The 26,286-nt window shown below is 64.3% G+C and carries 22 protein-coding genes; 11 read left to right on the forward strand and 11 right to left on the reverse strand.

The genetic code is table 11. From position 1 onward, the window contains the following. The first annotated feature begins 6 nt into the window (after positions 1-6). The 3 genes from CK218_RS25980 to CK218_RS25990 all read left to right on the forward strand — a co-directional run bounded on the left by CK218_RS25980 (position 7) and on the right by CK218_RS25990 (position 2,891). Positions 7-1,017 carry a succinylglutamate desuccinylase/aspartoacylase family protein gene (locus CK218_RS25980; protein ID WP_095802198.1) on the forward strand — a complete coding sequence of 337 codons (1,011 nt, stop codon included), beginning with the start codon at positions 7-9 and terminating at the stop codon, positions 1,015-1,017. 36 nt (positions 1,018-1,053) lie between these two features. Continuing rightward, positions 1,054-2,232 (forward strand): hypothetical protein, encoded by a 1,179-nt coding sequence (locus tag CK218_RS25985; RefSeq protein WP_095829391.1) that lies wholly within the window; start codon positions 1,054-1,056, stop codon positions 2,230-2,232. A gap of 155 nt (positions 2,233-2,387) precedes the next feature. Continuing rightward, entirely contained in the window at positions 2,388-2,891 is a 504-nt protein-coding gene (locus tag CK218_RS25990; protein ID WP_067000288.1) for a hypothetical protein, read from the forward strand. A 27-nt stretch (positions 2,892-2,918) separates the two neighbouring features. Here CK218_RS25990 and CK218_RS25995 read toward each other — a convergent pair whose 3' ends face one another. Further along, positions 2,919-4,247 (reverse strand): DNA polymerase IV, encoded by a 1,329-nt coding sequence (locus tag CK218_RS25995; protein ID WP_095829358.1) that lies wholly within the window; start codon positions 4,245-4,247, stop codon positions 2,919-2,921. A 65-nt stretch (positions 4,248-4,312) separates the two neighbouring features. On the opposite strand from CK218_RS25995, the gene CK218_RS26000 reads away from it, so the two are divergent. Together CK218_RS26000 and CK218_RS26005 are read left to right on the forward strand one after the other, a co-directional pair. Further along, on the forward strand, positions 4,313-4,888 hold the full coding sequence (locus tag CK218_RS26000; RefSeq protein ID WP_095829359.1) for a GNAT family N-acetyltransferase: 576 nt from the start codon (positions 4,313-4,315) through the stop codon (positions 4,886-4,888). A gap of 101 nt (positions 4,889-4,989) precedes the next feature. Beyond that, positions 4,990-6,573, forward strand: a complete 1,584-nt coding sequence (locus CK218_RS26005) for a hypothetical protein (RefSeq protein WP_095829360.1) — start codon at positions 4,990-4,992, stop codon at positions 6,571-6,573. Between the two features lie 9 nt (positions 6,574-6,582). On the opposite strand, the gene CK218_RS26010 is transcribed toward CK218_RS26005, so the two are convergent. Together CK218_RS26010 and CK218_RS26015 are read right to left on the reverse strand one after the other, a co-directional pair. Then, the gene (locus CK218_RS26010) at positions 6,583-7,236 is read right to left on the reverse strand and encodes a hypothetical protein (protein WP_095829361.1); all 654 of its coding nucleotides are present in this window, start codon (positions 7,234-7,236) and stop codon (positions 6,583-6,585) included. Further along, positions 7,233-7,532, reverse strand: a complete 300-nt coding sequence (locus tag CK218_RS26015; protein ID WP_067000920.1) for a DUF3572 domain-containing protein — start codon at positions 7,530-7,532, stop codon at positions 7,233-7,235. The genes CK218_RS26010 and CK218_RS26015 overlap by 4 nt, the downstream gene beginning before the upstream one ends. A 238-nt stretch (positions 7,533-7,770) precedes the next feature. Between CK218_RS26015 and CK218_RS26020 the strand changes: the two genes are divergently transcribed. Further along, on the forward strand, positions 7,771-8,142 hold the full coding sequence (locus CK218_RS26020) for a response regulator (protein ID WP_027166515.1): 372 nt from the start codon (positions 7,771-7,773) through the stop codon (positions 8,140-8,142). 15 nt (positions 8,143-8,157) lie between these two features. Then, positions 8,158-9,531, forward strand: a complete 1,374-nt coding sequence (locus CK218_RS26025) for a PleD family two-component system response regulator (RefSeq protein ID WP_067000302.1) — start codon at positions 8,158-8,160, stop codon at positions 9,529-9,531. 509 nt (positions 9,532-10,040) lie between these two features. On the opposite strand, the gene rpmG is transcribed toward CK218_RS26025, so the two are convergent. The 7 genes from rpmG to topA all read right to left on the reverse strand — a co-directional run bounded on the left by rpmG (position 10,041) and on the right by topA (position 18,363). After that, positions 10,041-10,208, reverse strand: a complete 168-nt coding sequence (rpmG, locus tag CK218_RS26035) for a 50S ribosomal protein L33 (protein WP_040995604.1) — start codon at positions 10,206-10,208, stop codon at positions 10,041-10,043. Between the two features lie 155 nt (positions 10,209-10,363). Further along, complete coding sequence (locus CK218_RS26040) at positions 10,364-10,822, reverse strand: hypothetical protein (RefSeq protein WP_095779270.1); 459 nt, start codon at positions 10,820-10,822, stop codon at positions 10,364-10,366. Between the two features lie 98 nt (positions 10,823-10,920). After that, positions 10,921-12,096 carry an MFS transporter gene (locus tag CK218_RS26045; protein WP_067328142.1) on the reverse strand — a complete coding sequence of 392 codons (1,176 nt, stop codon included), beginning with the start codon at positions 12,094-12,096 and terminating at the stop codon, positions 10,921-10,923. 19 nt (positions 12,097-12,115) lie between these two features. Continuing rightward, on the reverse strand, positions 12,116-12,856 hold the full coding sequence (locus CK218_RS26050; RefSeq protein WP_095829362.1) for an NUDIX domain-containing protein: 741 nt from the start codon (positions 12,854-12,856) through the stop codon (positions 12,116-12,118). A gap of 183 nt (positions 12,857-13,039) precedes the next feature. Further along, complete coding sequence (locus CK218_RS26055) at positions 13,040-13,480, reverse strand: DUF983 domain-containing protein (protein ID WP_095829392.1); 441 nt, start codon at positions 13,478-13,480, stop codon at positions 13,040-13,042. After that, the gene (gene rnr, locus CK218_RS26060; protein ID WP_095829363.1) at positions 13,480-15,789 is read right to left on the reverse strand and encodes a ribonuclease R; all 2,310 of its coding nucleotides are present in this window, start codon (positions 15,787-15,789) and stop codon (positions 13,480-13,482) included. The genes CK218_RS26055 and rnr overlap by 1 nt, the downstream gene beginning before the upstream one ends. Positions 15,790-15,795: 6 nt before the next feature. After that, complete coding sequence (gene topA, locus CK218_RS26065; RefSeq protein ID WP_095829364.1) at positions 15,796-18,363, reverse strand: type I DNA topoisomerase; 2,568 nt, start codon at positions 18,361-18,363, stop codon at positions 15,796-15,798. 406 nt (positions 18,364-18,769) lie between these two features. Here topA and CK218_RS26070 point away from each other — a divergent pair, with 406 nt between their 5' ends. The 4 genes from CK218_RS26070 to CK218_RS26085 all read left to right on the forward strand — a co-directional run bounded on the left by CK218_RS26070 (position 18,770) and on the right by CK218_RS26085 (position 24,134). After that, the gene (locus CK218_RS26070) at positions 18,770-19,516 is read left to right on the forward strand and encodes a cytochrome c biogenesis CcdA family protein (protein ID WP_067000319.1); all 747 of its coding nucleotides are present in this window, start codon (positions 18,770-18,772) and stop codon (positions 19,514-19,516) included. A 147-nt stretch (positions 19,517-19,663) separates the two neighbouring features. Beyond that, positions 19,664-21,031, forward strand: coding sequence for a bifunctional UDP-N-acetylglucosamine diphosphorylase/glucosamine-1-phosphate N-acetyltransferase GlmU (glmU, locus tag CK218_RS26075; protein ID WP_095829365.1), 1,368 nt, complete (start codon positions 19,664-19,666; stop codon positions 21,029-21,031). A gap of 232 nt (positions 21,032-21,263) precedes the next feature. Then, the gene (gene glmS / locus CK218_RS26080) at positions 21,264-23,087 is read left to right on the forward strand and encodes a glutamine--fructose-6-phosphate transaminase (isomerizing) (RefSeq protein WP_095829366.1); all 1,824 of its coding nucleotides are present in this window, start codon (positions 21,264-21,266) and stop codon (positions 23,085-23,087) included. A gap of 291 nt (positions 23,088-23,378) precedes the next feature. Further along, a complete protein-coding gene (locus CK218_RS26085; RefSeq protein ID WP_067000327.1) occupies positions 23,379-24,134 on the forward strand; it encodes a DUF502 domain-containing protein in 756 nt (251 codons plus the stop codon). On the opposite strand, the gene recG is transcribed toward CK218_RS26085, so the two are convergent. Further along, entirely contained in the window at positions 24,086-26,194 is a 2,109-nt protein-coding gene (gene recG, locus CK218_RS26090; RefSeq protein WP_095829367.1) for an ATP-dependent DNA helicase RecG, read from the reverse strand. The two genes, CK218_RS26085 and recG, sit on opposite strands and share 49 nt — an antisense overlap. Positions 26,195-26,286: the final 92 nt, after the last annotated feature.

Genomic DNA, 26,286 nt, shown 5'->3' on the forward strand with positions numbered 1-26,286 from the left:
GACAGCATGCATACCGGCCTTGTCCACACGCTCGATTTCGACCGCGAAGGCAAAACGCTCGGCTATCTCAGCATTCCGTTCTCGGTCGACCGCTCACCCTATTTCCAGGTCAAGGTACCGATCTGCACCATTCGCAACGGGAAGGGTCCCTCACTGCTGCTGATGGCTGGCAACCACGGCGACGAGTATGAGGGCGAGCTGTCGCTGGCCAAGCTGATCCGCCGGCTCGATCCGGCCGCAATCAGCGGTCGCATCACAATCCTGCCGATGGCGAATGCGCCGGCGGTTATGGCCGCCAAGCGCTGCTCGCCGCTGGACGGCGGCAACCTCAACCGCGCGTTCCCGGGCGATCCGTCGGGCACGCCGACCAGTCGGCTCGCCCATTTCCTGGAAACGGAACTGTTTCCCCGTCACGATGTCGTCTTCGACATCCATTCGGGCGGCACCTCGATGGAGCATCTGCCGACGGCGCTGGTCGAGCGCAATGCCGATGCCGAGCGCCATCGGCGGGGTGTCGAGCTAATGCGCGCGCTCGGGATGCCGTTCGGCTTCGTCGCAGACAACGGCCAGGCCTCGCCGACCTCGATGGGTGCCGCGCGCCGGGCGGGCGCCATCGGCGTCAGCGGCGAATTCGGCGGCGGCGGAACCGCTACCGTCAATTCAATGACGCTTACCGCTCGCGCGCTCGATCGCCTGATGGTCGAGCTGGGCGTGGTCGCGGCACCGGTGCTCACATCGGACGCAGAGCCGGCGAAGCCGACGCGGTTGCTTTCGCTGTCGAGGCACAGCCAGGGCATCTACTCGACGCGGCGCGGCTGGTTCGAGCCTGCGGTCCGCCTCGGCGACAGCGTCAGTGCTGGCCAGCTGGCGGGATGGTATCACGATCTCGAACGGCTGGAGCTTGCCGAGGAGGCGATGCGTTTCTCCGAAAGCGGCATTGTGCTGTCGCGCCGGCTGCACACCATGTGCGAGGCGGGCGACTGCCTGATGCAAGTGGCCGAGCCGGTCGAAGGCTGACGCCGGCCCGGAAGGGACGAAGAACCGAGGATGAGCATGCAGCTTTCGATGTGGACCTATCCCTGGGACATTCAGGATCTCGGCCTGGAGACGGTCGAGCGCGATATTGTCCAGCGCGCCGGCCTCAACATGATCAGCCTGGCCACCTCCTATCATGCCGGTCGCTTCCTGCAGCCGCGCAGCCCGCGGCGAAAAGCCTATTTTCCAGAGGATGGCACCATCTATTTCAAGCCGTCAGCGGCGCGATGGGCCGACCTCGCCATCCAGCCCAAGGTCGCGGATGTGATCAGCGAAGGCGGCGACGTGCTTGGCCAACTCGTCCGCCGGCGGGAACAGGGCGGCCCCGGGGTCTCTTGCTGGACGGTGTGCCTGCACAACACCCGCCTCGGCATGCTTCACCTCGAGGCGGTCACACGCAACGCGTTCGGCGATCCCAACTATTACAATCTCTGTCCCTCGCATCCCGATGCGCGCGCCTATGTCCGGGCGCTGGTTGCGGACATCTCGCACGGCTACAAGCCGGACAGGATCGAACTCGAAAGCCCTTCCTTCATGGGATTTGCCCATGAATACCATCACGAGAAGGACGGCGTCGGCCTGACGCCCGAGGAGGATTTCCTGCTGTCGCTGTGCTTCTGTCCGTCCTGTGTCGATCGCGCGGCTAAAGCCGGGGTCAACGCCGAACGGGCGCGAGCGCTCGTCCGGCAATGGATCGTCGCGACCTGCGAGCGCGCAGTGCCGGAGCGGCGCTTCCCCGGTTTTCCAGCGAGTGGACTCGAAGTTTTCGGGCCGTGGCCGGAGCTACACGCCTATCTGGTCTGGCGCTTCGAGCCGGTGACCAGTCTGGTCGCCGAGCTGCGCGAGGTGGCGCATCCGGCCACCAAGGTCCTCATCATCGACCTCAAGGAAGGCTGGCTGGGTGGCTGCGATCTGGCGGCTGTCGGCAAGGTCTGCGACGGGGCGATCCTGTGCGCCTATGACATGCAGGCCGAGGATGTCGCAAGCCTGGTGACGGACGGCCGCGCCGCGCTCGGCGCCGGCAAATTTCTCGGCACCGGCTACCGGCTTTTTTACCCGGAAATGGCGGGTCCGCACTTGCTAGCGGCGAAGGTCAGCCCGGCGCGGAAAACTGATGTCGATGGCATCAATTTCTATAATTACGGGCTGGTGCCGGCAGCGCGGCTGGATTGGGTGAAGGCCGCGCTCTCGGCCTGAGCCGCCGCCGGCTTAAAATACCCTCACGCCAACCGACATTGTTGCAAAACGGTCATATCGGCAGGGGAACCTGCCAGGATCGCTTGCGTTCCTGAGTCTGTTTGCGCCTTCCGAGGCCAGGAGGCGTGTTTCGGCTCCAACGGGGGAGAATTTCGATGAGACCAGTGGTTCCGCTCGTTCTCGCCGGCTGCCTGATGACTGCCGCGAGCGCCTACGCCGACGATGCAGATTTCCTGCGCTCGTTCCAGGGCAGCTTCGCCGGCAACGGCACCTTCAAGGTGAGCGCGAATGCGCCGACGGTGAATATCTCCTGCGACTTCAAATCCGGCGCTACCTCGACCTCGCTGTCGCTCGACGGCAAATGCCGCGGGCTGATCTTGATGACGCGGGAGATCAGCGCGGATCTGAAGGCCACCGGCAGGGGCTATAGCGGCGTCTACATCGGCTCGCGTACCGGGCCGGCGCAATTGAACGGCAGCCGTTCGGGCAACGCGCTCAACCTCGGCATCCGTTGGGCAAAGGAGGTCAATGGCGACCGCAAAGCGCAGTTGACCGTCGAAAAGACCGGCAGCGACAGCATGCGGCTGACAGTGACCGACACGGATCCAAAAACTGGCAAGACCATGGTGACGAGCCGGATCGACCTGCAGCGCACCTGATCAAGTCCCCATGAATGCCAGCCGGTCTCAGTCCTCGAGCGGCTCGGGCGGGTTGGCGGCACGGCCCTTGCCGAAGGTGTAACCGGTCTCGACGGCCTTCCTGCCGAATTTGTCGCGCAGCTCGTCGATCGCGGTTTCGGCCATTGCGCGCTTGCGCGACTGGACGTCGACCAGATCCGGCGGATCGGCCTTCCCGTCGTCGGAAAGATCGCTGACGCCGATGCCGAGCAGGCGGAATTTCGTGCCGTCGGTCTCGCGACGCAACAAATCGAGCCCGGTCTGGAAGATGCGATCGGCCAGCCGTGTCGGATCGCCAAGCTGGCGGTTGCGGGTGCGCAGCTTGAAATCCTGCGTCTTCAGCTTCAGCACCACGGTGCGCCCGGCAATGCCGGATTTCTTCAGCCGCGCCGAGACTTTTTCCGACAGGCCGCGCAGCACCGGCACCAATTCTGCCAGCGAGCCGATGTCGTTGTCGAAGGTGGTTTCGGCCGACACGCTCTTGGCATCGCCGCCGGGGTCGACGCGGCGGTCGTCCTCGCCGCGCGAAAGCCGGTAGAGCCGGTCGCCCATGACACCGTAGCGCCGCATCAGATCGCCGCGCTCCATGCGCTGCAGCTGGGCAATGGTGCGGATGCCGTCGCGCTCGAGCGTCGCGGCCAAGGCCTTGCCGACGCCCCAGATCAGCGTGACCGGCTGCCCGGCGAGAAAGCTTGGCGCTTCCGCTTCGCCGATGACTGAAAAGCCGCGCGGCTTGCGGAAGTCCGACGCGATCTTGGCCAGGAACTTGCAGTAAGAGAGACCGGTGGAAACGGTTATGCCGAGTTCCTTCTCGACGGTCTGCGCGAAGCGGGCCAGCACAAGCGCCGGCGGCATCCCATGCAGCCGCTCGGTACCGGCGAGGTCGAGAAAAGCTTCGTCGATCGACAGCGGCTCGACCAGCGGCGTCAGCGCCTGCATCAGCGCGCGGACCTCGCGGCCGACGCCGACATATTTTTCCATGTTCGGCGCAATCACCACGGCCTCGGGACAAGCCTCGAGCGCCTTGAACATCGGCATCGCCGAGCGCACGCCCTGGATGCGGGCAATGTAGCAGGCAGTGGAGACGACGCCGCGCCTGCCGCCGCCGACGATCAGCGGCTTGTCCTTCAGCGCCGGATTGTCGCGCTTTTCGATGGCGGCATAGAAAGCGTCGCAGTCGATGTGAGCGATGTGCAGCCGGTAGAGTTCCGGATGACGGACAAGGCGCGGGCTGCCGCAGCGCTCGCAACGGCGCGTCTCGCTGCGCTGAGAAGCCAGGCAGTCGCGACAAAAGCCGTGTTGGGGATTGTTGACAGGAGCCGTCATCGCTGCGAACATAAAGAGAACAAACGCAATGGTACGACAGTGCAGGGCCGGCAACAAGCTTGGCCTGGGGAGAACGTATGAGCACGACCATAGTACCGCTGAGTCCTGAGCATTGGACCGATTTCGAGGATCTCTTCGGCAAGCAGGGCGCCTGTTACGGCTGCTGGTGCACGCATTTCCGGCTGACCCCGGCGGAGCGGCGGGCGAGCGACCGCGAGCGCAACAAGGATCACATCAAGGCGCGCATCGAAGCCGGCCCGCCGCCCGGGCTTCTGGCTTTCGAGGACGGCAAGGCCGTCGGCTGGATGCAGGTCGGCCCGCGCGCCGACGTGCCCGAATGGAACAATCAAGGCCGGGGCTCGGCGCCTGTCGATCCCGCGGATGCCCAAGACCCGAACGTCTGGGCGATCTCTTGCTTTTTCATTCGCGCCAGGGCGCGGGGCAGGGGCATCACTCATCGCCTTGTCGACGGCGGCATCGCCTTTGCCCGCGAAAATGGCGCCAGGCTGCTGGAAGCCTGCCCGATCGATCTGTCGCGCGATTCGCGTTCGATCGGGCTGTTCGTCGGCTCGTCGCGCGTGTTCGAGAAGGCCGGGTTCGAGAGGCTTCTGGAGCGCAAGCCCGGTAGGCCGCTGATGCGGCTTGTGCTTTAGCCGCTTGAGGATTTGGCTTACACTCATCGTGTTGCGGCTGTAATGCTTCTTTTCTACCAGAAGACGAAACGATTTGCCTTCCGAGACCGACGGAGACTGACGTGAAGCGTGTTTTGCCACTTGTTTTCATTCTTGCTTTCAGCGCGCCGGCCGTTGCACAGACCGTCGACAGCCAGGGCGCCAAACAGCTTTCGGACAATCTGGCGCGCTATTTCGGCAAGCAGGCGTTTGAGAAGGGCGTGCTCAAGGTCTCGGTCGAAGGCGACGCCTACAAGATCGCAGTGGACGTCAAGGCCCTGGTCAGCGCCCTGCCGGAGCAGAAGCCGTTCAAGATCGACCTCGCGCCCTATGCCTTGATGGTGAAGCCGCGCAGCGATGGATCCTGGGAGGTCACCTCGGATTATTCCCAAACCATGTCCTTCGAATTCAACGGACCCGAAGGCCCGCAAAGCATGCAAGTTTCGGTCAAGGACGGCAAGGGCTCCGCCGTCTACGATCCGAACCTGGCTGCGTTCACCAGCGGCACCAGCTCGATGGCGGGCATGACGATGACGTCTCGGGAAGCCAAGCAGCAGGCGGACGTCACCGCCGGTGCCGGCACCGCGACGATTGCCGCCACCAAGTCGGCCAATGGCGGCGTCGACTTCAAGGCAACGCAAAAGGTCTCGAGCTTCGTCGAGACGATCAAGATCGACGATCCCAACAGCGGAATGAATTTTCCAGTCACCCTGAAAACGCCCGAACTTTCCGTTGATGCGAATGGCAAGGGCGTACGGACGAAGCCGTTGCTCGACCTTCTTGCCTTTGCCGTCGCCAACGAGGACGAAGCCAAGCTCAAGGCTAACCAGGCGGAGCTCAAATCGCTCCTGTTGGCCGCGCTGCCCGTCTGGGAAAGGATCGACGGCAACTACAGCTTCAAGGATTTCGAGGTGGAGAGCCCCGTCGGCAAATTCGCGGCGAAGCAGCTCAGCACCGCGTTCGGGATGGACGGAATCTCACCGAACGGCAGAGTCGACTACGCGATCAAGGCCTCCGGGCTGACGATCCCGCGGCAAGCGCTGCCCGCCTGGAGCGTCGCGTTGCTGCCGACGGATATCGACCTCAACTTCGGTGGCGCCAATATTGATCTCGATACGATGGCAAGGAAGACGATCGAAGCCTTTGATCTCAATAAGAATCCGTCGCTGCCGGATGCATTCGGCAAGGCTTTGTTCGAGGATTTCAAGGCCAAGAAGCCCAAGTTCGTGTTCGGGCACTCGACAGTGAAGAATGGCGGTATCGAAGTCGCCATGGAAGGCGAGGTGTATTTCCCGGATAGCAAGAAAGCCGATGGGAGCGTGACCATCGACGTCGCCGGCTACGACAGGATCGTCGATGCCCTGAAGGAAGCGGCAAAGAGCGATGAGCAAATGGTGCAGGCCTTCCCGTTCGCGCTTGCCGTCAAGGGTTTTGGCAAGACACTGCCTGACGGTCGCCTGGAGTGGGTGATCAACACCAAGGCCGATGGGTCCATCGTCGTCAACGGCGCCATGCTGAAGGGCCCGGATAAAGTCCAGGACGACAGCGCGGGGCAGGACGACAATTCGAGCGGCGATGACGGCGCGAACGGAACGGACAATTCAACCGGCGGGGCCGATTCGGACGGCGGCGACAATGGCGGGGCTGGAGCGAAGCTGCAGCCCTGAGCGCCTGAATTATAGCCCGAGCGCGCCCGCAATCCTCGGCGCCGCCTCGCGCCAGTTGTCGACCGAGATGATGTCGTCCGGCGTCGGCGGCAGGAAAGCGCGCAGCGTGTTGTCGGCCATCAGGTGGAAGAGGTGCGCGTCGACGACAGAGCTGCGCGCCGACAGCAGGTTGGAGGGCTGGTCGTCGACGAAGGCGACGGGCCGGCCCTTGGCGCCGCGCAGCTTGGCGATGGCTGGGCCCTTGGCCATTTCGGTGGTCAGGAGCGGGTAGTTCAGGCCAAGCGCGTCGAGATACGCCCGGCGCACGGCGCGGTGCTTGTGTGGCATCGCGGTCAGGAGCACGATCTCGGCGCGCTGTCCGAGCGACGTCAGCGCCTCCGCGGCGCCGTCGGTGATGCTTTGCCAATCGGCCTGGGCATCGAAGAAATCGCCGAGAAGGGCCGTGACCTCGGCCTGCTCGATCAGCCGGCCGGACGCCGTCTCGGCGATGTTGCCGGTGAGGCGGAAGGAGGCGAGAGTCAGCCCGAAGCCGCGCGACCTCAGGTAGCGCGGGAAGGGACGGATGAATTCGAGCACGACATCATCGACATCGAGCACCAGCAGCGGCCGGTCGTCGGCCGCCAACTCCTCGATCTGGCGCGCGGTTTCGGGATCGTCGCTCATGTCGAGCGCTCATGATCGTCATTGCCGAGCGGCAGCGCCCGCAAGGCCTTGCCGACGGCAGCCGGTGGCGTGCCCGTTTCCTCGGCAAAGCGCAAAAGCGTCGGCTCGTGGGCGAGGATGAACTGCAGCACGCCGGCAAGGAAGCCCGGCTCCGCGGCAGCGTGGCGGATCGACCGCGCCTCGATGCCGGTTATCGCCAGGAAGCGAGGCAACAGCTCCGGATCGCCGGCGACGAAGCCAAGCGCCCTGACGGCAAGGGTTTCCGCCTCCTCGCGCATTGACGCTGCGTTCGTCATCATTACCTTTTGCCGATGTGCATGTTGAGTCTTTCTTCCGCAGTAATGGCAAGCGTCGCTTGCGGCAAGTCTCAGCCGCTTCAGCCCTGCAGCCGCAAGTGGAATGGGTGTGCTTTTCCAACGGCAGGTTTGCGTTTCGTCAATCATATTGACGTAGGGTACAGGCGGGTTGGGTGCGATCCGGCAAGGACGCATGACGGCGGTCTTCGGCTCAGGGGACCGTCGGGACGGGAAATTGATGGCTAAGAAGGTCATGATCGTCGAGGACAATGAGCTCAACATGAAGCTCTTTCGGGACCTCATCGAAGCCAGCGGTTACGAAACGGTCCGCACGCGCAACGGCCTGGAGGCGCTGGATCTCGCGCGCCAGCACCGGCCGGACCTGATCCTGATGGACATCCAACTGCCCGAGGTTTCTGGCCTGGAAGTGACCAAGTGGCTGAAGGAAGACGACGAATTGCACTCGATCCCAGTCATCGCCGTCACCGCCTTCGCGATGAAGGGCGACGAGGAGCGCATCCGCCAGGGTGGCTGTGAGGCCTATATTTCCAAACCAATCTCGGTGCCGCGCTTCATCGAAACGATCAAATCCTATCTGGGCGATGCCTGAGCCGGAGCCTTTGAGATGACCGCGCGGATCCTCGTCGTCGATGACATCCCCGCCAATGTGCGGCTGCTGGAGGTTCGGCTGCTGGCCGAATATTTCGAAGTGCTGACGGCCGGCAACGGCCCGGATGCGATCGAGACCTGCGAAAACGGCAAGGTCGATGTCGTGCTGCTCGACGTGATGATGCCGGGCATGGACGGCTTCGAGGTCTGCAAGCGGCTGAAGAGCGACCCGGCGACCTCGCATATTCCGGTTGTCATGATCACCGCGCTCGACCAGGTATCGGACCGGGTGCGCGGCCTTGAGGCGGGCGCCGACGATTTCCTCACCAAGCCGGTCAATGATCTGCAACTGATGACGCGGGTGAAGAGCCTGGTCAGGCTGAAGTCGCTGACCGACGAATTGCGGCTGCGCGCCTCGACCACGCGCAACATCGGCATCGAAGAGCTGCTCAGCCGCAACTTCGCGACGGAAGACACCAAGCCCAAGGTGCTTCTGGTGGACGAGCGCAAGTCGTCTATCGAGCGTATCCAGAAGATGCTTCGCGGCAGCGCCGATCTCGACGTCGCCACCGATCCGAATGCCGGATTCTTCCAGGCCGCCGAGACCGCCTATGAATGCGTGCTGATCTCGACGGCCTTCGCCGATTTCGATGCGCTCCGGCTTTGCTCGCAACTGCGCTCGCTCGACCGCACCCGCTTCCTGCCGATCATGCTCTTGGCCGATGAGGGCGAGGAGGGCCGCATCATCCGCGGCCTCGAACTCGGCATCAACGACTATCTGACGCGGCCGATCGATCAGCACGAGCTGACGGCCCGGCTGCGCACGCAGGTGCGGCGCAAGCGCTATAACGATCAGCTGCGCGCCAGCGTCACCCAGACCATCGAGATGGCGGTGACCGACGCGCTGACCGGCCTGCACAACCGCCGCTACCTGGATAGCCATCTTGAGACGCTGTTCGACCGCGCCGTGGCGCGGCGGCGGCCGCTCTCGGTGATGATCACCGACCTCGACCGTTTCAAATCCATCAATGACGCCCATGGCCATGACGGCGGCGACGACGTTCTGCGTGAATTCGCCAGGCGGCTGCGCAAGAACGTGCGCGGCATCGATCTCGCCTGCCGCTTCGGCGGCGAGGAGTTCGTCGTGGTTATGCCGGATACCGACGGGCCCATCGCCGAGAAGGTGGCCGAGCGTATCCGCGCCGAGATCGCGCAGGCGCCCTTCGCAATCGGAAGCGGTGGCAAGACGATCGAGGTGACGGTCAGCGTCGGCGTGTCATCGGTGCTGAGGGGAGCCGATACGGTCGCGGCGTTGATGAAGCGAGCCGACCTTGCGCTCTACGAGGCCAAGAGCGGCGGCCGCAACCGGGTTGTCGCCAAGGCCGCCTAATCCATGCCACCCAATTGGTGCGCAGCAGTTTTGGCGCACCGACATGGACAAGACCAGAAGACTTAAGCGCGTTGCCTGAATCGTTGCGCCGCGATGCGGTTACCCACGGAAGCCCCAATTCCGCGTCAACCCGATAGGGTTAGGAATTTACCTTAATCCAAGCGATTCGGGAGCCGTGGTTAAGAAATGGTTGATTTTCATAAGTTCTTGAGCAAATCTGCTTGGCATAGAACGAAGACGAAGCCGGCACGAGGGTAGACTGCCCGGCTCGATCCAGAAAATACCCCATGATGCTCAGGTCCGCCGCATCTCCTGGGTCCGTGGGGTCGGCCGGCCGGCGCTGGCACATAGTGGCCTCCTCGTACCGCTGCCAACCGCCGACCGGCCCCCTTTTTCTCATGCATGATTCAGCGTCAGGCAGCCGCGGGCTTTCTTGCTCGAGCGTCCGCCCGCTGAAAACAAAAACGCCGCCCCAAGGGGCGGCGTTCGGCATTTCAGGATAAACCGGATTACTTGATCTTGGTTTCCTTGAACTCGACGTGCTTCTTGGCAATCGGGTCGTACTTACGGAACGACAGCTTGTCCGTCTTGGTGCGGCTGTTCTTGCTGGTCACGTAGAAGAAACCGGTGTCGGCGGTCGACAGAAGCTTGATCTTGATGTTTGCGGCTTTGGCCATGATGTTCGTCCGTTAATGTTCGTGGAGTTTTGGCCGCTGGAGCACGGGGAAAACACCCGGACGCGGGAAACTTGGCGCGACACATAAAGAACGCGCCCGGAAAGTCAAGCCCAAGCCCCTTCTTGCCCCGTTTTGACGTGGCGGAACTCGCCGCGTCAGGCGTTCTCCCTGACCTGCAGATCGGCCTTCTTCCAGTCGCCGGTGGTGTTCCACCAGCGGTTCGGATTGGTATGGTCGTCGAGTCCCTTGGAACGGCTGGTCAGCAGCGGCTGAATGCGGATCACAGGCTCCTGGTAGGAATGGGCCTGGAATATCGCTTCGGCGACACGGGCGGCGAGCGCCTGATCGTCGGGCAGTTCGAACGACACCTCGACCGTGCCCGGCCGCCTGCGCAACTCGATCTCGGCGCCCGCGGCAGCGCATTCGAGCGTCCGGTAGCGCTCTATTCCTTGCGCCGACTGGTAGGCATTGCCGTCATACTTGCCCATGCGCAGCGGCGTGATCGCCACCACCGCCTCCATGATGCGCTCGACATCGGCCGCCGGCGCCTGGAAGGTGACGAGCAGAAGCAGTTCCATCCTGAGGGACTTGGTTTCAAAGCCGCTGTCGATCATCGCTATATCCTCGCTCTTCCTGGATCGGAGCGAGGGTATAGCAGGGGGCCTGCTGACACGGTGATGTCAGCATGCCCCGGTGCTGGGCGACATTTTCACTAGAGGATCTTTCGCACCAACCTGACGAGGACCAGGAGCATGTACGCGGCAAAGAACAGCGCCAGCGACCAGCCGAAGCCCGAAGGGCCGAAGGCGTCCATGCCGATGCCGATCGCCTGCGGGCCGATCACCATGCCGACCCCATAGCAGAGCACGAAGGCGGCGTTGGCAGAGGCGAGTTCATGGCCGGAAAGCTGAGAACCCAGATGCGCAAGGCCGATCGTGTACATGGCCGCGACCACACCGCCCCAGACGAACAGAAGCGCCGCCATCAGGTGCCAGTCCTTGGCGAAGAAAGGCATGAACACGGTTCCGATGAGGCCGACCGTGGCGCAGGCCAGAAGCAGGTAGCGGCGGTCCGAGACTCGGTCGCTGATCATGCCAATCGGTATCTGCAGCAGCACGTTGCCGAGCCCGATCATGGTCAGCAACAGCGCAGCGTCGGCCTCGGAGTAGCCGATGCGGCTGCCATAGACCGGGAACAGCGAAAAGCCGCCGGTCTCGACGGCGCCGAATACGAGCACGGCGAAGGTTGCTGTGGGCACCATCCAGATATAGCGCAGGAAATGGCTGGTTTCGCCGTCGGCGACGATCGCCGGGCTCTCGTTACGGGCCGCCAGCACCGGGATGGCAGCAAGCGTTACCAACGCAATGGTGACGCCGAACGGCAGGAATCCACCGGAGCCGACATGGGCGAACAGCCACGGCCCGGCGGCGAAGCCCAGAGAAAGCACCGTAGCGTAGATGCCAAGCACAAGGCCGCGACGATGCGGGGGCGCCGAGGTGCTGATCCAGAATTCCGACAGAATGAAGAGCACTGTCAGCGAAATGTGCAGCGCGACGCGGAGCGGAAACCACATCCAGAAGGCCGGCGCGAAATGAAAGCCGACAAAAGCGAGCGCGCCAACGGCGATCATCAAAAGCATGGTCTGGGCGACGCCGAGGCGCATGGCCAGCGGCGTGGCGAGCGGCGCGCCGGCGATCGAGGCGAGCCCGGCGACCGCAGTGTTGAGGCCGATCATCGAGGCCGAGTGGCCGCGCGATTCGAGGATGACGCTGAGCAGCGGCATGCCGAGGCCGATGGCAATGCCGACCACGCTGATCGAGGAGATCGCCGCAGTCATCGGCAGCCAGTGTACGCGTTCGTCGCCCTGTTGCTGGGTATCGACCGTCATCGATGGGGATGCTCTGCTTCTAAAGGACTTCGCGAACGAAGCGGTTTCGGATGAGGCGGAAGAACGGCACTGCGCCGCCCGGACGCAGCAACGGATCGTGGGCGAGCCGCCTTTCCAGTTCTTCCAGGATCATGCGGGTGATGTCGGGTGTGTCGGCCTTGCGGGCGTCATCAAGCGGCAGCCAGACGAGCTCTTCCAATTCGTGGGTTGGACCGCCGTCGGGCAATTCGACGGCGACATCCTCACGCCAGGCGCTGAAGAACCGGGTATCGAAGCGGCGCACCCGGTTGGGCGGCGTGATGGCGCGGGCAATAAAGCGCAGGGCGTCCAGCGACGGTGCGACGCCGTGGTCGACGAAACCCTGCCAATCGCGCTTGGCGGTGGCGAACGGGCCTTTACGGCCGATCAGCAGGCCGGCTTCCTCGTAAGTCTCACGAATTGCCGACATGGCGATGGCGCGCGCCCGTGCGGCGCTCGCGCGGCCGGGGCCGCTCACAAGCCTTGCCTCTTCCTCACGATGAAGCGAGGCAGCCACCGGAACGCGGCTGTCGGCGGGATCTGTGCGGCCGCCTGGGAATACGAATTTCCCCGGCATGAAGGCGTGGCCGGCGTGGCGCCGGCCCATCAGCACCAGAACGTCGCTGGCTCTCCTGTCGAGCAGGATCAAGGTTGCGGCATCGCGCGGGCGAAGCGGCCGACCGCCGTGCACGGCCAAGCCTTTATCGAGCTTGTCGACATCCGCCTTGGTCATTCCTTCCATGCGCTCGACCTAGCGGAAACTTCTCGAACGCGAAAGTGGCTTACGTGTCCGGCCTTTGCACCAGCCCCGGACCAAACGTCGCTGCCGCAGCGATCCCAGGAAAAACGCGCAGCGGTTCTCGATCTGGAATTCCACTGCTCGGAGATGGTCGTTGTTTGTCTCAAGGGCAGAACCGCTGCAGGCTTAGGGATGCGGCTCGAACTCGTCCTTCTCGCCGCCGAAGCCGTGCATATAAAGCGCCCATTGCAGGCCGATGACGGCGCCTTTGACCGGCTGCAACAGCGCGATGGCCAGAATGATGGTCAGCGGCACCCAGATCAGCGCGTGCTGCCAGGTCGAAAGCGTGGTGGTGGCCTCCACGCTCATGAAGGCGCCAACCACAATGTGGCCGACGATGACGATCACCAGATAGGCGGGAAGGTCGTCGGCGCGATGGTGATGAAGCTCCTCGCCGCAGACGCCGCATTTGTCTACGGGCTTGGTGAAGGCGCCGAACAGCTTGCCTTCGCCGCAATGCGGGCAGCGGCCAAGCATGCCGCGCTTGATTGCCGTCCACAGCGGACGCGCGACGCGGCCGGAATGATGCTCGCCGCCGAAAACCTGTTCTTCCATGCCCTTCGACATCATCTTCTCCTGCCGCGGGTACCCATGCGCGACTGCGACGCGCGGGCGCGGCCCTTGGTCTTGTGGAACGACCGTCGCGAGCCTGGCAGCGGCTTCGGGTCGCTCAGCATCTCGAAACGCATCGCGCCGGCCATCGGCGCAACCTCGAGCAGCCGCACCTCGACGCGGTCGGCTAGCTGATAGCCCTTGCCGGTGCGCTCTCCGAACAGCGATCGAGCGGTTTCATCGTAGATATAGTAATCGCCGTTCAAACTTGACACCGGGATGAAACCATCGGCGCCATACTGCGGCAATTGGACAAAGAGTCCCGCCTTGGTGACGCCGGAGATGCGCGCGTCGAAGGTGTCGTTGATGCGCTCGGCGAGGTAGCCCGCGATCAACCGGTCGACCGTGTCGCGTTCGGCGGCCATGGCGCGGCGTTCGGTGGCCGAGATCAGCGCGCCGACCTCCTCCAGGCGATCCGCCTCCTGCTGCGTCAGGCCGCCGGGACCGAGGCCGAGTGCGGCAATCAGTCCGCGATGCACGATGAGATCCGCATAGCGCCGGATCGGCGAGGTGAAATGCGCGTAGCGTCTCAGGTTGAGACCGAAATGGCCGATGTTCTTCGGCGAATATTCCGCCTGGCTCTGCGAGCGCAGCACCACTTCATTGACCAGCGCCTCGTTGTCGGCACCGCGCACCCGCTCCAGAATGCCGTTGAACTGCCCGGGCCGCATCTGCGCGCCGCGCGCCAGCGACAGGCCAAGCGTGTGCAGGAACTCGCGCAGCGATTCCTGTTTCGCCAGCGACGGCGCGTCGTGGATGCGGTAGACGAGCGGCTCTTTCTTGCCTTCAAGCGTCTCCGCGGCCGCGACATTGGCCTGGATCATGAACTCCTCGATCAGCTTGTGGGCATCGAGGCGCTCCGGCACGACGACCCGGTCGACGGTGCCGTCGGGCTTGAGCAGGATCTTGCGTTCCGGCAGCTCCAGTTCGAGCGGCTGGCGGCTGTCGCGGCCGCGCTTGAGCACGGCATAGGCGTCCCAGAGGGGCTTCAGAACGCCTTCGAGGATCGGCCCCGTCTTGTCGTCGGGCACGCCATCGATCGCCGCCTGCGCCTGCGGATAGGCGAGCTTGGCCGCCGATTTCATCATGATGCGGTGGAAGGAGTGCCTGAGCTTGCGGCCTTCCGCCGAAAAGGTCATGCGCACGGCGATCGCCGGGCGGTCCTCCGCTTCGCGCAGCGAGCAGAGGTCGTTGGAGATGCGCTCGGGCAGCATCGGCACGACGCGGTCCGGGAAATAGACCGAATTGCCACGCTTCAGCGCCTCGCGGTCGAGCGGCGTGCCGTAGCGGACATAGGCCGCGACATCGGCGATTGCCACGGTGACGATGACGCCGCCGGGATTTTTCTCGTCCGTATCGGGCGTGGCGAACACCGCGTCGTCATGGTCCTTGGCGTCGGCCGGATCGATGGTGACCAGCGGCAGATCGCGCCAGTCCTCGCGCCCGGCAAGCGAAACCGGCTTCACGGCGTCGGCTTCGGCGATCACATCGGCCGGAAAGACATGGGGTATGTCGTGGGCGTGGATGGCGATCATCGAGACCGCCTTCTCGCTGGTCAGCGAGCCCAGCACCGCCAGCACCTTGGCCCGCGGCAGGCCGTAGCGCGAAGCGCGAGCCGGCTCGACCTCCACCAGATCGCCGTTTTTGGCGCCGTTCTGGAATTCCTTGTCGACGATCAGTTCGGGCTGGCGACGTTCCACCGGCTCGATGCGAAAGGTGCCGTCCTTCAGCACGCGGAAGACGCCGAGCACGGCTTCGCTGCGCTTCTCGAAAATCTTCATGACCCGCCCGGTATAGGCGGGGCCTGAGGGTTCGTCGGTCGGGAAGGTCTTGGCGAGGACGCGGGCGCCGATGCCCGGAACCGGGCCGCTGGCGCCGCGCGAAATGCGGATGGCGATCACGGGCGGCGAGCCCTGGCCGGTGTATTCGCTCGGATGCGCCAGAAGCACACCGTCGTTATCGCGGCCGAAAATGTCGAGCACGGCGACATGGGGCAGGGAGCCGGCGCGGGTGAGCCGCTTGCGCTTCCTGGTCAGCAGGCCCTCATCCTGCAGGTCGCGAAGCAGATCCTTGAGCCAGATGCGGTCCTCGCCGCGCAGCGCGAAAGCCTTGGCGATGTCGCGTTTTCCGGAGCGGTCGGGGTTCTCGGCGATGTAGCGCAGGATTTCGTCGCGCGAGGGTCGGTAATCGTCCTTGACCACCTTGGCCCTGGTGTCGGCGCTGCGTGGATCGCCGTGACTTCTTCCGGAGATCCTGCGCGCCACGTCGTGCTATCCTTTCTTTGCCGCCCGGCGGAACGGCTTCTTGCCGCCTCCGCCCTTGGCTTCCTTCTCGGCAATCAGGGCGATTGCCTCTTCCATTGTCACCGATTGCGGATCCTTGCCCTTGGGCAGCGTCGCATTGACCTTGCCGTAATTGACGTAGGGTCCGTAGCGGCCGTCGCGCACGACGATCTTGCCGCCGCCGTCGGGATGCTCGCCCAGTTCCTTCAGCGCAGCCGGCGTGCTCCCGTTGCGGCTGCCCTTGCCCTTCTGCTGCTTCTCGGCGATCACCGACACGGCGCGGTTCAGGCCGATCGAGAACACGTCCTCGATGCTTTCGAGATTTGCGTAGGTGCCGTCGTGCAGCACGAAGGGTCCGTACCGCCCAAGACCGGCCGAAATCATCTTGCCGGTTTCCGGATGCTTGCCGACATCGCGCGGCAACGCCAGTAGCGCCAGCGCCTTCTCATGGTCGATCGACTCGGCGGTCCAGCCCTTGGGCAGGCTCGAGCGCTTGGCGTCCTTGCCTTCGCCGCGCTGGATGTAGGGGCCGAAGCGGCCGCTCCTGAGCGTGATCTCCTCGGCGGTGTATGGGTCCTTGCCGAGCAGCTTGACGCCGTCCTCGCCGTTGCCGTTCTCGCCGTTGGGATTGGCGGCGTCGCCAAGCTGGCGGGTATAGGAGCATTCCGGATAGTTCGAGCAGCCGACGAAGGCGCCGAACTTACCGAGCTTCAGCGACAGGTTGCCGGTGCCGCATTTCGGGCAGACGCGCGGGTTTGAGCCGTCCTCCCGCGCGGGGAACACCAGCGGCGCCAGCTCATCGTTGAGCGCATCGAGCACGTCTGAGACGCGCAGCTCCTTGATATCGTCGACGGCGCCCGAAAAATCCTTCCAGAAGTCGCGCAGCACGTCCTTCCAGGCGAGCTTGCCGTCGGAGATCTCGTCGAGCTTTTCCTCGAGCGAGGCGGTGAAGTCATATTCGACATAGCGCTCGAAGAAGCTTTCGAGGAAGGCCGACAGCAACCGGCCCTTGGCCTGCGGCACCAGCTTGCGCCGGTCGATGGCGACGTAGTCGCGGTCCTCGAGCGTCTTCAGGATCGCCGTGTAGGTCGACGGCCGGCCAATGCCGAGCTCTTCCAGCTTCTTGATCAGCGACGCCTCGGAATAGCGCGGCGGCGGCTCGGTCGTGTGCTGGGTGGCGTTGATCGCCTCGCGGGCAAGCTGTTCGCCGGCGCGGATCTCGGGCAGGCGGCGGCTCTCCTCGTCCTCTGCGTCCTCGTCCTTCTGGTCGGTGTAGGCGGCGATGAAGCCGTCGAAGCGGATGACCGAGCCGACTGCGCGAAGCTCGGCGGTGCGGGCGCCGTTGACCGCCTCGATCTCGACCGTGGTGCGCTCGATCTCGGCCGGCTGCATCTGGCTCGCGATCGCGCGCTTCCAGATCAGCTCATAGAGGCGCGCCTGATCGGCATCGAGATATTGCCTGACCGATGCCGGCGTGCGCTTGAAATCGGTAGGGCGGATCGCCTCATGCGCTTCCTGGGCGTTCTTGGCTTTGACCGAATAATAGCGTGGATTTTCGGGCAGGTATTTCGCGCCGAACTCGCTGGCAATGGCATCGCGCGCCGCGGTGATCGCCTCCGGCGCCATCTGCACGCCGTCGGTTCGCATATAGGTGATGAGGCCGGCGGTCTCGCCGCCGACATCCATGCCTTCGTAAAGCTTCTGCGCCACCTGCATGGTGCGGTTGGCCGAGAAGCCGAGCCGCGAGGAGGCGGCTTGCTGCAGTGTCGAAGTGGTGAAGGGCGGACCCGGATTGCGCTTGGTGGGCTTGGCTTCGACAGAGAGCGCCTTGAAGGTCGCACCTTCGAGCATCGCCTTGATATCGTCGGCCTGGACCTTGTTGGCGATGTCGAGCTTCTGCAGCTTCTTGCCGGCATAGGCGGTCAGCCGCGCCTCGAAACTGTCGTTGCGCGGCGTGTTGAGGATGGCGGCGATCTGCCAGTATTCCTCGCGGACGAAGCGCTCGATCTCGGATTCGCGGTCGCAGACCAGCCGCAGCGCCACCGACTGCACGCGCCCGGCGGAACGGGCGCCCGGCAGCTTGCGCCACAGCACCGGCGAGAGGGTGAAGCCGACGAGATAGTCGAGCGCGCGGCGCGCGAGATAGGCGTCCACCAGCGGCGCATCGATCTGGCGCGGATTGGCCATGGCCTCCATTACCGAGGTCTTTGTTATGGCGTTGAAGACGACGCGGCTGACCGGCTTGTCCTTCAGCGCGCGCTTCTGCCTCAGCACTTCCAGCACATGCCAGGAAATCGCCTCGCCCTCGCGATCCGGGTCGGTGGCGAGGATCAGGCCGTCGGCGTCCTTGACCGCCTTGGCGATGTCGGCGAGGCGCTTGCCGGAGGCGGTGTCTACCGACCAGGACATGGCGAAGTCCTCGTCCGGGCGCACCGAGCCGTCCTTGGCCGGCAGATCGCGGACATGGCCGAACGAGGCCAGGACCTTATAGTTCTTGCCCAGATATTTGTTGATTGTCTTCGCCTTGGCCGGCGATTCGACGACGACGACGTCCATGAGGTCTCTTATCAGCTGTGAGGCGGCGGAAGAGCTCCGCGGCGCACGACGAAATCCCACTCTTTTCGTCGCTCACATGGCCGTGCTTTTGCAATCGGTCAAGGGGACAGGCCCAATTTGCGAACTGGCCGACAGCGATACACTCTTAGAGTGTATGGCGGAGAACACATTTTTTGGCGCACCGACGGATCGTGTCTTGGCTCGGTCTTTTACCGAGGGGAGTCGCCGACAGAACCAGCATCGGCCCGGCGGTACGCGGACGGCACGCGGCACTGGCGCGCCATCCATTGAACGCGCAGCGGCCGCCGCTTCTTCCTCGGCTAGCGACCACGCGCCACACAATGGTGATTGGCACCAGGGCGCCGGCATCGCTATATCGGCGCCAGCACAACCGGGGCATCGTGAAATGGCATTGGACATCGGCTATGTCAGCGCGGTCGGAGCAGGGGCGATCTCGTTCCTGTCGCCTTGCGTGCTGCCGCTGGTGCCGCCTTATCTTTGCTACATGGCCGGCGTTTCGGTCGACGATTTCCGCGGCAACGCCGGCGCGACGGCGCGGGAAGGCGCACGTGGCGCGCTGCTCTATGCCTCTGTTGCCTTCGTCCTCGGCTTCTCGACCGTCTTCGTCGCGCTTGGCGCCGGCGCCTCGACGATCGGCCGGCTGCTGCGCGTCTGGCAGGAACCGCTGGCGATGGTGGCCGGCGCGCTGATCATCATCATGGGCCTGAATTTCCTCGGCATCGTGCGCATCCCGCTCTTGTCGCGCGAGGCGCGCTTCCAGTCGCAGGGCAAGCCGGCCAGCATGATCGCCGCCTATGTCATGGGGCTGGCCTTTGCTTTCGGCTGGACGCCCTGCATCGGCCCGGTGCTGGGGCCGATCCTGACTTTAGCCGGCGGCCGCGAGACGGTGGGCGAGGGCGCGCTGCTGCTCGCCGCCTATTCGCTCGGGCTCGGCATCCCCTTCCTGATCGCGGCGCTGTTTTCCGGCGCCTTCATGCGCTTCCTGGGAAAATTCCGCGTCCATCTCGGTCGCGTGGAAAAAGCGATCGGCGCGCTGCTCGTCGTCGCCGGCGTGTTTTTTCTCACCGGTGGCGTGCAGAGCGCATCCTACTGGCTGCTGGAAAACTTCCCGGCGCTCGGGCGGCTCGGGTGATCTGCCACTTCGTGCACAGGATCGAATTGTGGACCCGACGATCAAGAGTCCAGGTGATCCGCTGTCTCACCGGAATTTAACCGCATTGGTGCAGCATCACGCCGCTGCTAGCATGCGATGATTTGAATCCTTTCATACGGTTGCCCTATGAGCCAGAGATCCTGCCTGTCCGTCATCCTCGCCGCCGGCGAAGGTACGCGCATGAAGAGCGCGATGCCCAAGGTGCTGCACGCCATTGCCGGCCTGCCGATGGTGGCTCATGTGGTGAAGGCCGCTGAGGCCGCCGGGGCAACGGGTCTGGCGCTGGTGATCGGCCACGGCGCCGACGAGATGCGGAAGGCGGTGCAGAAATTCGCGCCGAAAGCCGAGACCTTCGTGCAGGAGAAGCGGCTCGGCACGGCCCATGCGGTGCTTGCCGCGCGCGAAGCGATAGCGAAGGGCTACGACGACATCCTCGTCATGTTCGGCGACACGCCGCTGATCGATGCGGCAGCGCTGGCTGCCGCGCGGCAGAAGCTGGCGGAGGGTGCTGCCGTTGCGGTGATCGGCTTCCGCCCGCCCAATCCGACGGGATACGGCCGGCTGATCGAGAAGGGCGGGCGTCTCGTCGCCATCAGGGAGGAGAAGGACTGCTCCGAGGCGGAAAAAAAGATCGGCTTCTGCAATGCCGGGATGATGGCGGTGGCCGGCAACCAGGCGCTTCGGCTGCTCGACAAGGTCGGCAACAACAATGCCAAGGGCGAGTTCTATCTCACCGACATCGTCGAGCTCGCCGGCGCGGACGGGCTCGATGTGGTGGCCACCGAGGCGAGCTTCGAAAGCGCGCTCGGCATCAACAACCGGGCCGAGCTCGCCGAGGCGGAAGCTATCTGGCAGGCGCGCCGGCGGCGCGAGGCGATGCTTGCCGGCGTGACGCTGATCGCGCCCGAAACCGTCTATTTCTCGCATGACACCGAGATCGGCGCCGATACGACTGTCGAGCCGAATGTCTGGTTCGGGCCGGGCGTCAAGATCGCTTCAGGGGCGAAAATCCACGCCTTCAGCCATATCGAAGGCGCCACGATCGCTTCCAATTGCGATGTCGGGCCGTTCGCGCGGCTGCGGCCGGGCGCTGATCTGCGGCAAAAGGCCAAGGTCGGCAATTTCTGCGAGGTCAAGCAGGCAACGATCGAGGAAGGCGCCAAGGTCAACCACCTGACTTATATCGGCGACGCGCGGGTCGGTGCTGGGGCGAATATCGGCGCTGGCACCATCACCTGCAACTATGACGGCTTTTCCAAATTCTTCACCGATATCGGCGAGGGCGCGTTCGTCGGCTCCAACTCCGCGCTGGTGGCGCCGGTCACGATAGGCAAGGGTGGCTACATCGCTTCGGGCAGCGTGATCACCGAGAGCGTGCCCGACGATGCGCTGGCCTTCGGCCGCGCCCGCCAGAAGACGCTGCCTGGTAAGGGCAAGGAATTGCGCGAGCGCTTCGCGTCGGCGGCCGCGGCGAAGAAAAGAGCCGCGGAATGATCGTCAAAGGACGTTTGCTGGGCCGGCGCCGCTGGCGCCAACCATAAATGATCGAGCACCGCGCCGCGAAAAACCAACCATTTGCAGTAACCGGATTGCAAGCGCGGCGTGTCATGGTGCATCAGTCGCAAAACCGTTCCGGGTGACACCGAACGAAACGCAAAGTGACTTTCGCGGCAGGCCGGCCATCCGTAAATAGCGCTGGGTTTTCGCGGGGAATCGGGGGCAGCGCATGTGCGGTATCGTTGGAATTGTCGGCCATTCACAGGTCGCGCCGCTGATCGTCGATGCGCTGAAGCGGCTCGAATATCGCGGCTATGACTCGGCCGGCGTCGCCACCATCGAGAATGGCACGCTCGGCCGCCGCCGCGCCGAAGGCAAGCTCATCAATCTCGAACGCCGGCTGAAAGAAGATCCGCTGGAAGGCACGATCGGCATCGGCCATACCCGCTGGGCGACCCATGGCGTGCCGAACGAGACCAATGCGCATCCGCATTTTTCCGAAGGCGTCGCGATTGTCCACAACGGCATCATCGAGAACTTCGCCGAGCTGCGCGACGAGCTCTCCCGCGATGGCTACAAATTCGCCTCTCAGACGGACACCGAGGTCATCGCGCATCTGGTCGCGCGGGAGCTCGCCAAGGGGCTGAAGCCGGTCCAGGCAGCGCACCAGGCGCTGAAGCGGCTCTCGGGCGCGTTTGCGCTGGCGATCATGTTCAAGGGCGACGAGGATCTGATCGTCGGCGCCCGCAACGGTCCGCCGCTTGCCGTCGGCCATGGCGACGGCGAGATGTTTTTGGGCTCGGACGCGATCGCGCTGGCGCCTTTCACCAGCGCAGTCACCTATCTCGAAGATGGCGACTGGGCGGAAGTGCGTCGCAACAGCGTCACCATCTATGACGCCGACGGCAACAAGGTCGACCGCAAGCGCCAGCAGTCGCTGTCGACCAGCTTCATGGTCGACAAAGGCAACCGCCGCCATTTCATGGAAAAGGAAATCCATGAGCAGCCGGAGGTGATCTCGCACACGCTGGCGCATTATGTCGATTTCGTCTCCGGCGTGTCGAGGCCGCTCGAGCTGCCCTTCGACTTTGCCAAGATCGGCCGGTTGGCGCTCTCGGCCTGCGGCACCGCCTATCTGGCCGGGCTGATCAGCAAGTACTGGTTCGAGCGCTATGCGCGGCTGCCGGTCGACATCGACGTCGCCTCGGAATTCCGTTACCGCGAGATGCCGTTGTCGGCGAACGACGCGGCCTTCTTCGTCTCCCAGTCGGGCGAGACCGCCGACACGCTGGCTTCCCTGCGCTACTGCCGCCAGGCCGGCATGAAGATCGGCGCGGTCGTCAATGTGCGCGAATCCACCATGGCGCGCGAATCCGACGTCGTGCTGCCGACGCTTGCCGGGCCGGAGATCGGCGTCGCCTCGACCAAGGCCTTCACCTGCCAGCTCTCCGTGCTGGCCTCGCTCGCAGTGCGGGCCGGCGTGGCGCGCGGGACGATCTCGCGCGATGAGGAGAAGCGGCTGGTGCGCGAGCTTTCCGAGGCGCCGCGCTTTGCCACACAGGTGCTGAAGCTCGACGAGCAGATCGAACGCATCTCGCGTGAGCTTTCCCGCTACAAGGATGTGCTCTATCTCGGCCGCGACACCAATTTTCCATTAGCCATGGAAGGGGCGCTGAAGCTCAAGGAAATCTCCTACATCCACGCCGAAGGCTATGCCGGCGGCGAGCTGAAGCACGGACCGATCGCGCTGATCGACGAGAACATGCCGGTTATCGTGATCGCGCCGCATGACCGCATCTTCGAAAAGACGGTTTCCAACATGCAGGAAGTCGCGGCGCGCGGCGGCAAGATCATCCTGATCACCGACGCCAAGGGCGCGGCCCAGGCCGGCATCAAGTCGATGGAGACGATCATCCTGCCCGAAGTACCTGAGATCATCGCGCCGATCATCTACGCGCTGCCGATCCAGATGCTCGCCTATTTCACCGCAGTGTTCATGGGCACCGATGTCGACCAGCCGCGCAATCTGGCGAAATCGGTCACGGTGGAATAGCACTGTCACTGCTTCTTTTGGGCACCGTAGTTCGAAGTATGGCTTGCCGATGGCCCTTTCACTCCTCGAGGGGCGTCGCGGAATGGATCCTGGGTCTACGCCGCGTCGCTTCGCTCCTTGCTCCGCGCGTGGATGACGAAGGGAGGGGTGTTGCAGCCAGTCGCGAACGCAGGAGCTTCCATTTGGAACGCTGAAAGCCGCTTCATAGAGCGCGCTCTTTAAAAACTTCGCAGTTCCAAACCGAATTGCGGTTCACTAAAGTTCAACCGCAATCTGCGCCGCGGTGATCCTATGTCCGACGCCCTGAAGACCTCTGGCATGACCCGGCTCAGGAATTACTTCCTGACGGGCTTCATCGTCTGCGCGCCGCTGGCGATCACCGCCTATATCGCCTGGTCGCTCATCGGCTGGGTCGATTCCTGGGTGAAGCCCTACATTCCCGCCCGCTACAATCCGGACACCTATCTGCCGTTTCCGGTCCCTGGCTTCGGGCTGATCGTGGCGCTGGTGCTGATCACGTTCATCGGTTTCATGACGGCCAACATCGTCGGCCGCGCAATCGTCAATTTCGGCGAGCGGCTGCTTGGCCGCATGCCGCTGGTGCGCGGTATCTACCGCTCCCTGAAGCAGATTTTCGAGACGGTGCTGTCAAACAAGGGCGACATGTTCCGCCAGGTCGGGCTGGTCGAATATCCGCGCAAGGGAGTCTGGTCGCTGGTCTTCGTCGCCAGCGAGAAGGAAACCGAGATCAACCAGAAGCTCGACCAGGAAGGCGATCCGTTGATCGCGGTGTTCATGCCCTGCACGCCGAACCCGACCACAGGCTTCCTGATGTATGTTTATAAATCCGAGATCGTGCTGCTCGACATGACGATCGAGGACGGCGCCAAGCTGATCGTTTCGGCCGGCATGGTGGCGCCGGAGGTCAAGGCCAAGCTGGTGACGCTGAACGGCGAGCCGATCGAAGGGCCGCTTGCCAATCCGGCGCTGGGCGCGGCTCAGCCGGCGCGCAGCAGCCGCACCGCCTCGTCGCGCCCGAACAGGTAGAGCAACAGCCGCAGCGCCTCGCCGCGCCCAGACTGCAATTCGGGGTCGCGCGACAGGATCAGCCTTGCGTCGTCGCGGGCGGCTTCCAGCAGATCGGCATGGAACTCGATGCGCGCGACCTGGAAACCTGGCGTGCCGGACTGGCGGGTGCCCAGCAGTTCGCCTTCGCCGCGCAGCTTCAGATCCTCCTCGGCTATGCGGAAGCCGTCCTCCGTCTCGCGCATCACCGAAAGCCGGCGCTTTGCGGTCTCACCGAGCGGATCCTTGTAGAGCAGCACGCAGGACGATGGCTTGTCGCCGCGCCCGACCCGGCCGCGCAGCTGGTGCAACTGGGCAAGGCCGAAGCGCTCGGCATGCTCGATGACGATGATCGTGGCGTCCGGCACGTCGACGCCGACCTCGATGACGGTGGTGGCGATCAATATGCGCGTTTCGCCCTGCTTGAAGGCGCGCATCGCATCGTCCTTCTCCGCGCCCTTCATGCGGCCATGGACGAGGCCGATCTGGTCGCCGAAGAGGCGCTTCAGCGAAGCGAAGCGGTCTTCCGCCGACATCAGCTTGAGCTCTTCGGATTCCTCGACCAGCGGACAGATCCAGTAGATCTTCTGACCCTCGGCGACGGCGTCGACCATGCGCCCGACTAACTCGTCCAGCCTCTCCATTGGCAAAGTGACGGTGCGTATCGGCTGGCGGCCCGCCGGCTTTTCGGTGAGCTTCGAGACATCCATGTCGCCGAAGGCGGTCAGCACCAGCGTGCGCGGAATGGGCGTCGCCGTCATCACCAGCATATCGGGCGCGTCGCCTTTGGCGGTGATGGCGAGACGCTGGTGGACACCGAAGCGGTGCTGCTCGTCGACGACGGCAAGCACGAGGTCGTGGAAGGTCACCGTCTCCTGGAACAGCGCGTGCGTGCCGACGACGATGTCGATCGCACCGCTGGCGAGGCCTTCCAGTGTTTCGGCGCGTTCGCGGCCCTTCTCGCGGCTGGTAAGGACGGCGACGCTGAGGCCGGCTTTTTCCGCCAGCGGGGCGATGGTCGCCAGATGCTGCCGCGCCAGGATTTCGGTCGGCGCCATCAGCGCAGCCTGGCCGCCTGCCTCGACCGCGCGCCCCATGGCAAGCAGCGCGACCACCGTCTTGCCGGAGCCGACATCGCCCTGCAGCAGACGCAGCATGCGTTCGGGGTCGGCCAGGTCAGCGTTGATTTCGCCGAGTGCGAATTCCTGGCTGGGGGTGAGCTTGTAGGGCAGGGCAGCGCGCAGTTTCTCGACAACGCGCCCGTCGCCGACCAGCGGCCGGCCCGAAAGGCGGCGGATTCTGGCGCGCACCAGCGCCAGCGACACCTGCCCTGCCAGGAGCTCGTCATAGGCCAGGCGCCGCCAGGCCGCACCCTCGACGGCAACGTCGATCGGGTCCTTGGGATAGTGGATGCGGGTGAGCGCATCGCCGAAGGACGGAAAGGTGTGGCGGCGCATGAAGGCGTCGTCCTGCCATTCCGGCAGTTCCGGCAAGCGGCCGAGCGCCTGTCCGATGGCGCGGCGCAGCACTTTTGCGGACAGGCCGGCGGTGAGCGGATAGACGGGCTCGACCAGCGGCAGGCCCTCGGCCTCGTCGAGCGGCGCGATATGGTCGGGATGAACCATGGTCGGGCGGCCGTTGAACCATTCCATGCGGCCGGAGATGACGACGCGCTCGCCCTCCGGCAGCATCTTCTGCAGATAGGCGGCATGGGCATGGAAGAAGGTCAACGCGATCTCGCCGGTGTCGTCATGGGCGTAGATCCGGTAGGGCACGGACCTGTTGCCGCGCGGCGGCGGCTGGTGACGGTCGACCCGCACCTCGAGTGTTACGATCTGGCCTTCGGCCGCTAGCGCGATGCCAGGCCGGTTGCGGCGGTCGATAACCGTGTTGGGCAGCACGAACAGAAGATCGGCGGCGCGCGCGGCGCGGTCGCCGAGATCGGCCGGCACGACACGTTCGATCATGGTCCCGACCTTCTGGCCGACGCCGGCGAGCGAGGTGATCGGGACGAACAGGGGATCGAGGATGGAAGGACGCATCTCGTCAGCTTATGTCGCGGAGGCCGCAGCGCAAAGGCTGACACCAATCGCTATCCACGCTATATGCGCCGCTTCGAACAGGGATGCAGCGC

It is taken from the genome of Mesorhizobium sp. WSM3879 (assembly GCF_002294915.1).
Taxonomy (GTDB): Bacteria; Pseudomonadota; Alphaproteobacteria; order Rhizobiales; family Rhizobiaceae; genus Mesorhizobium.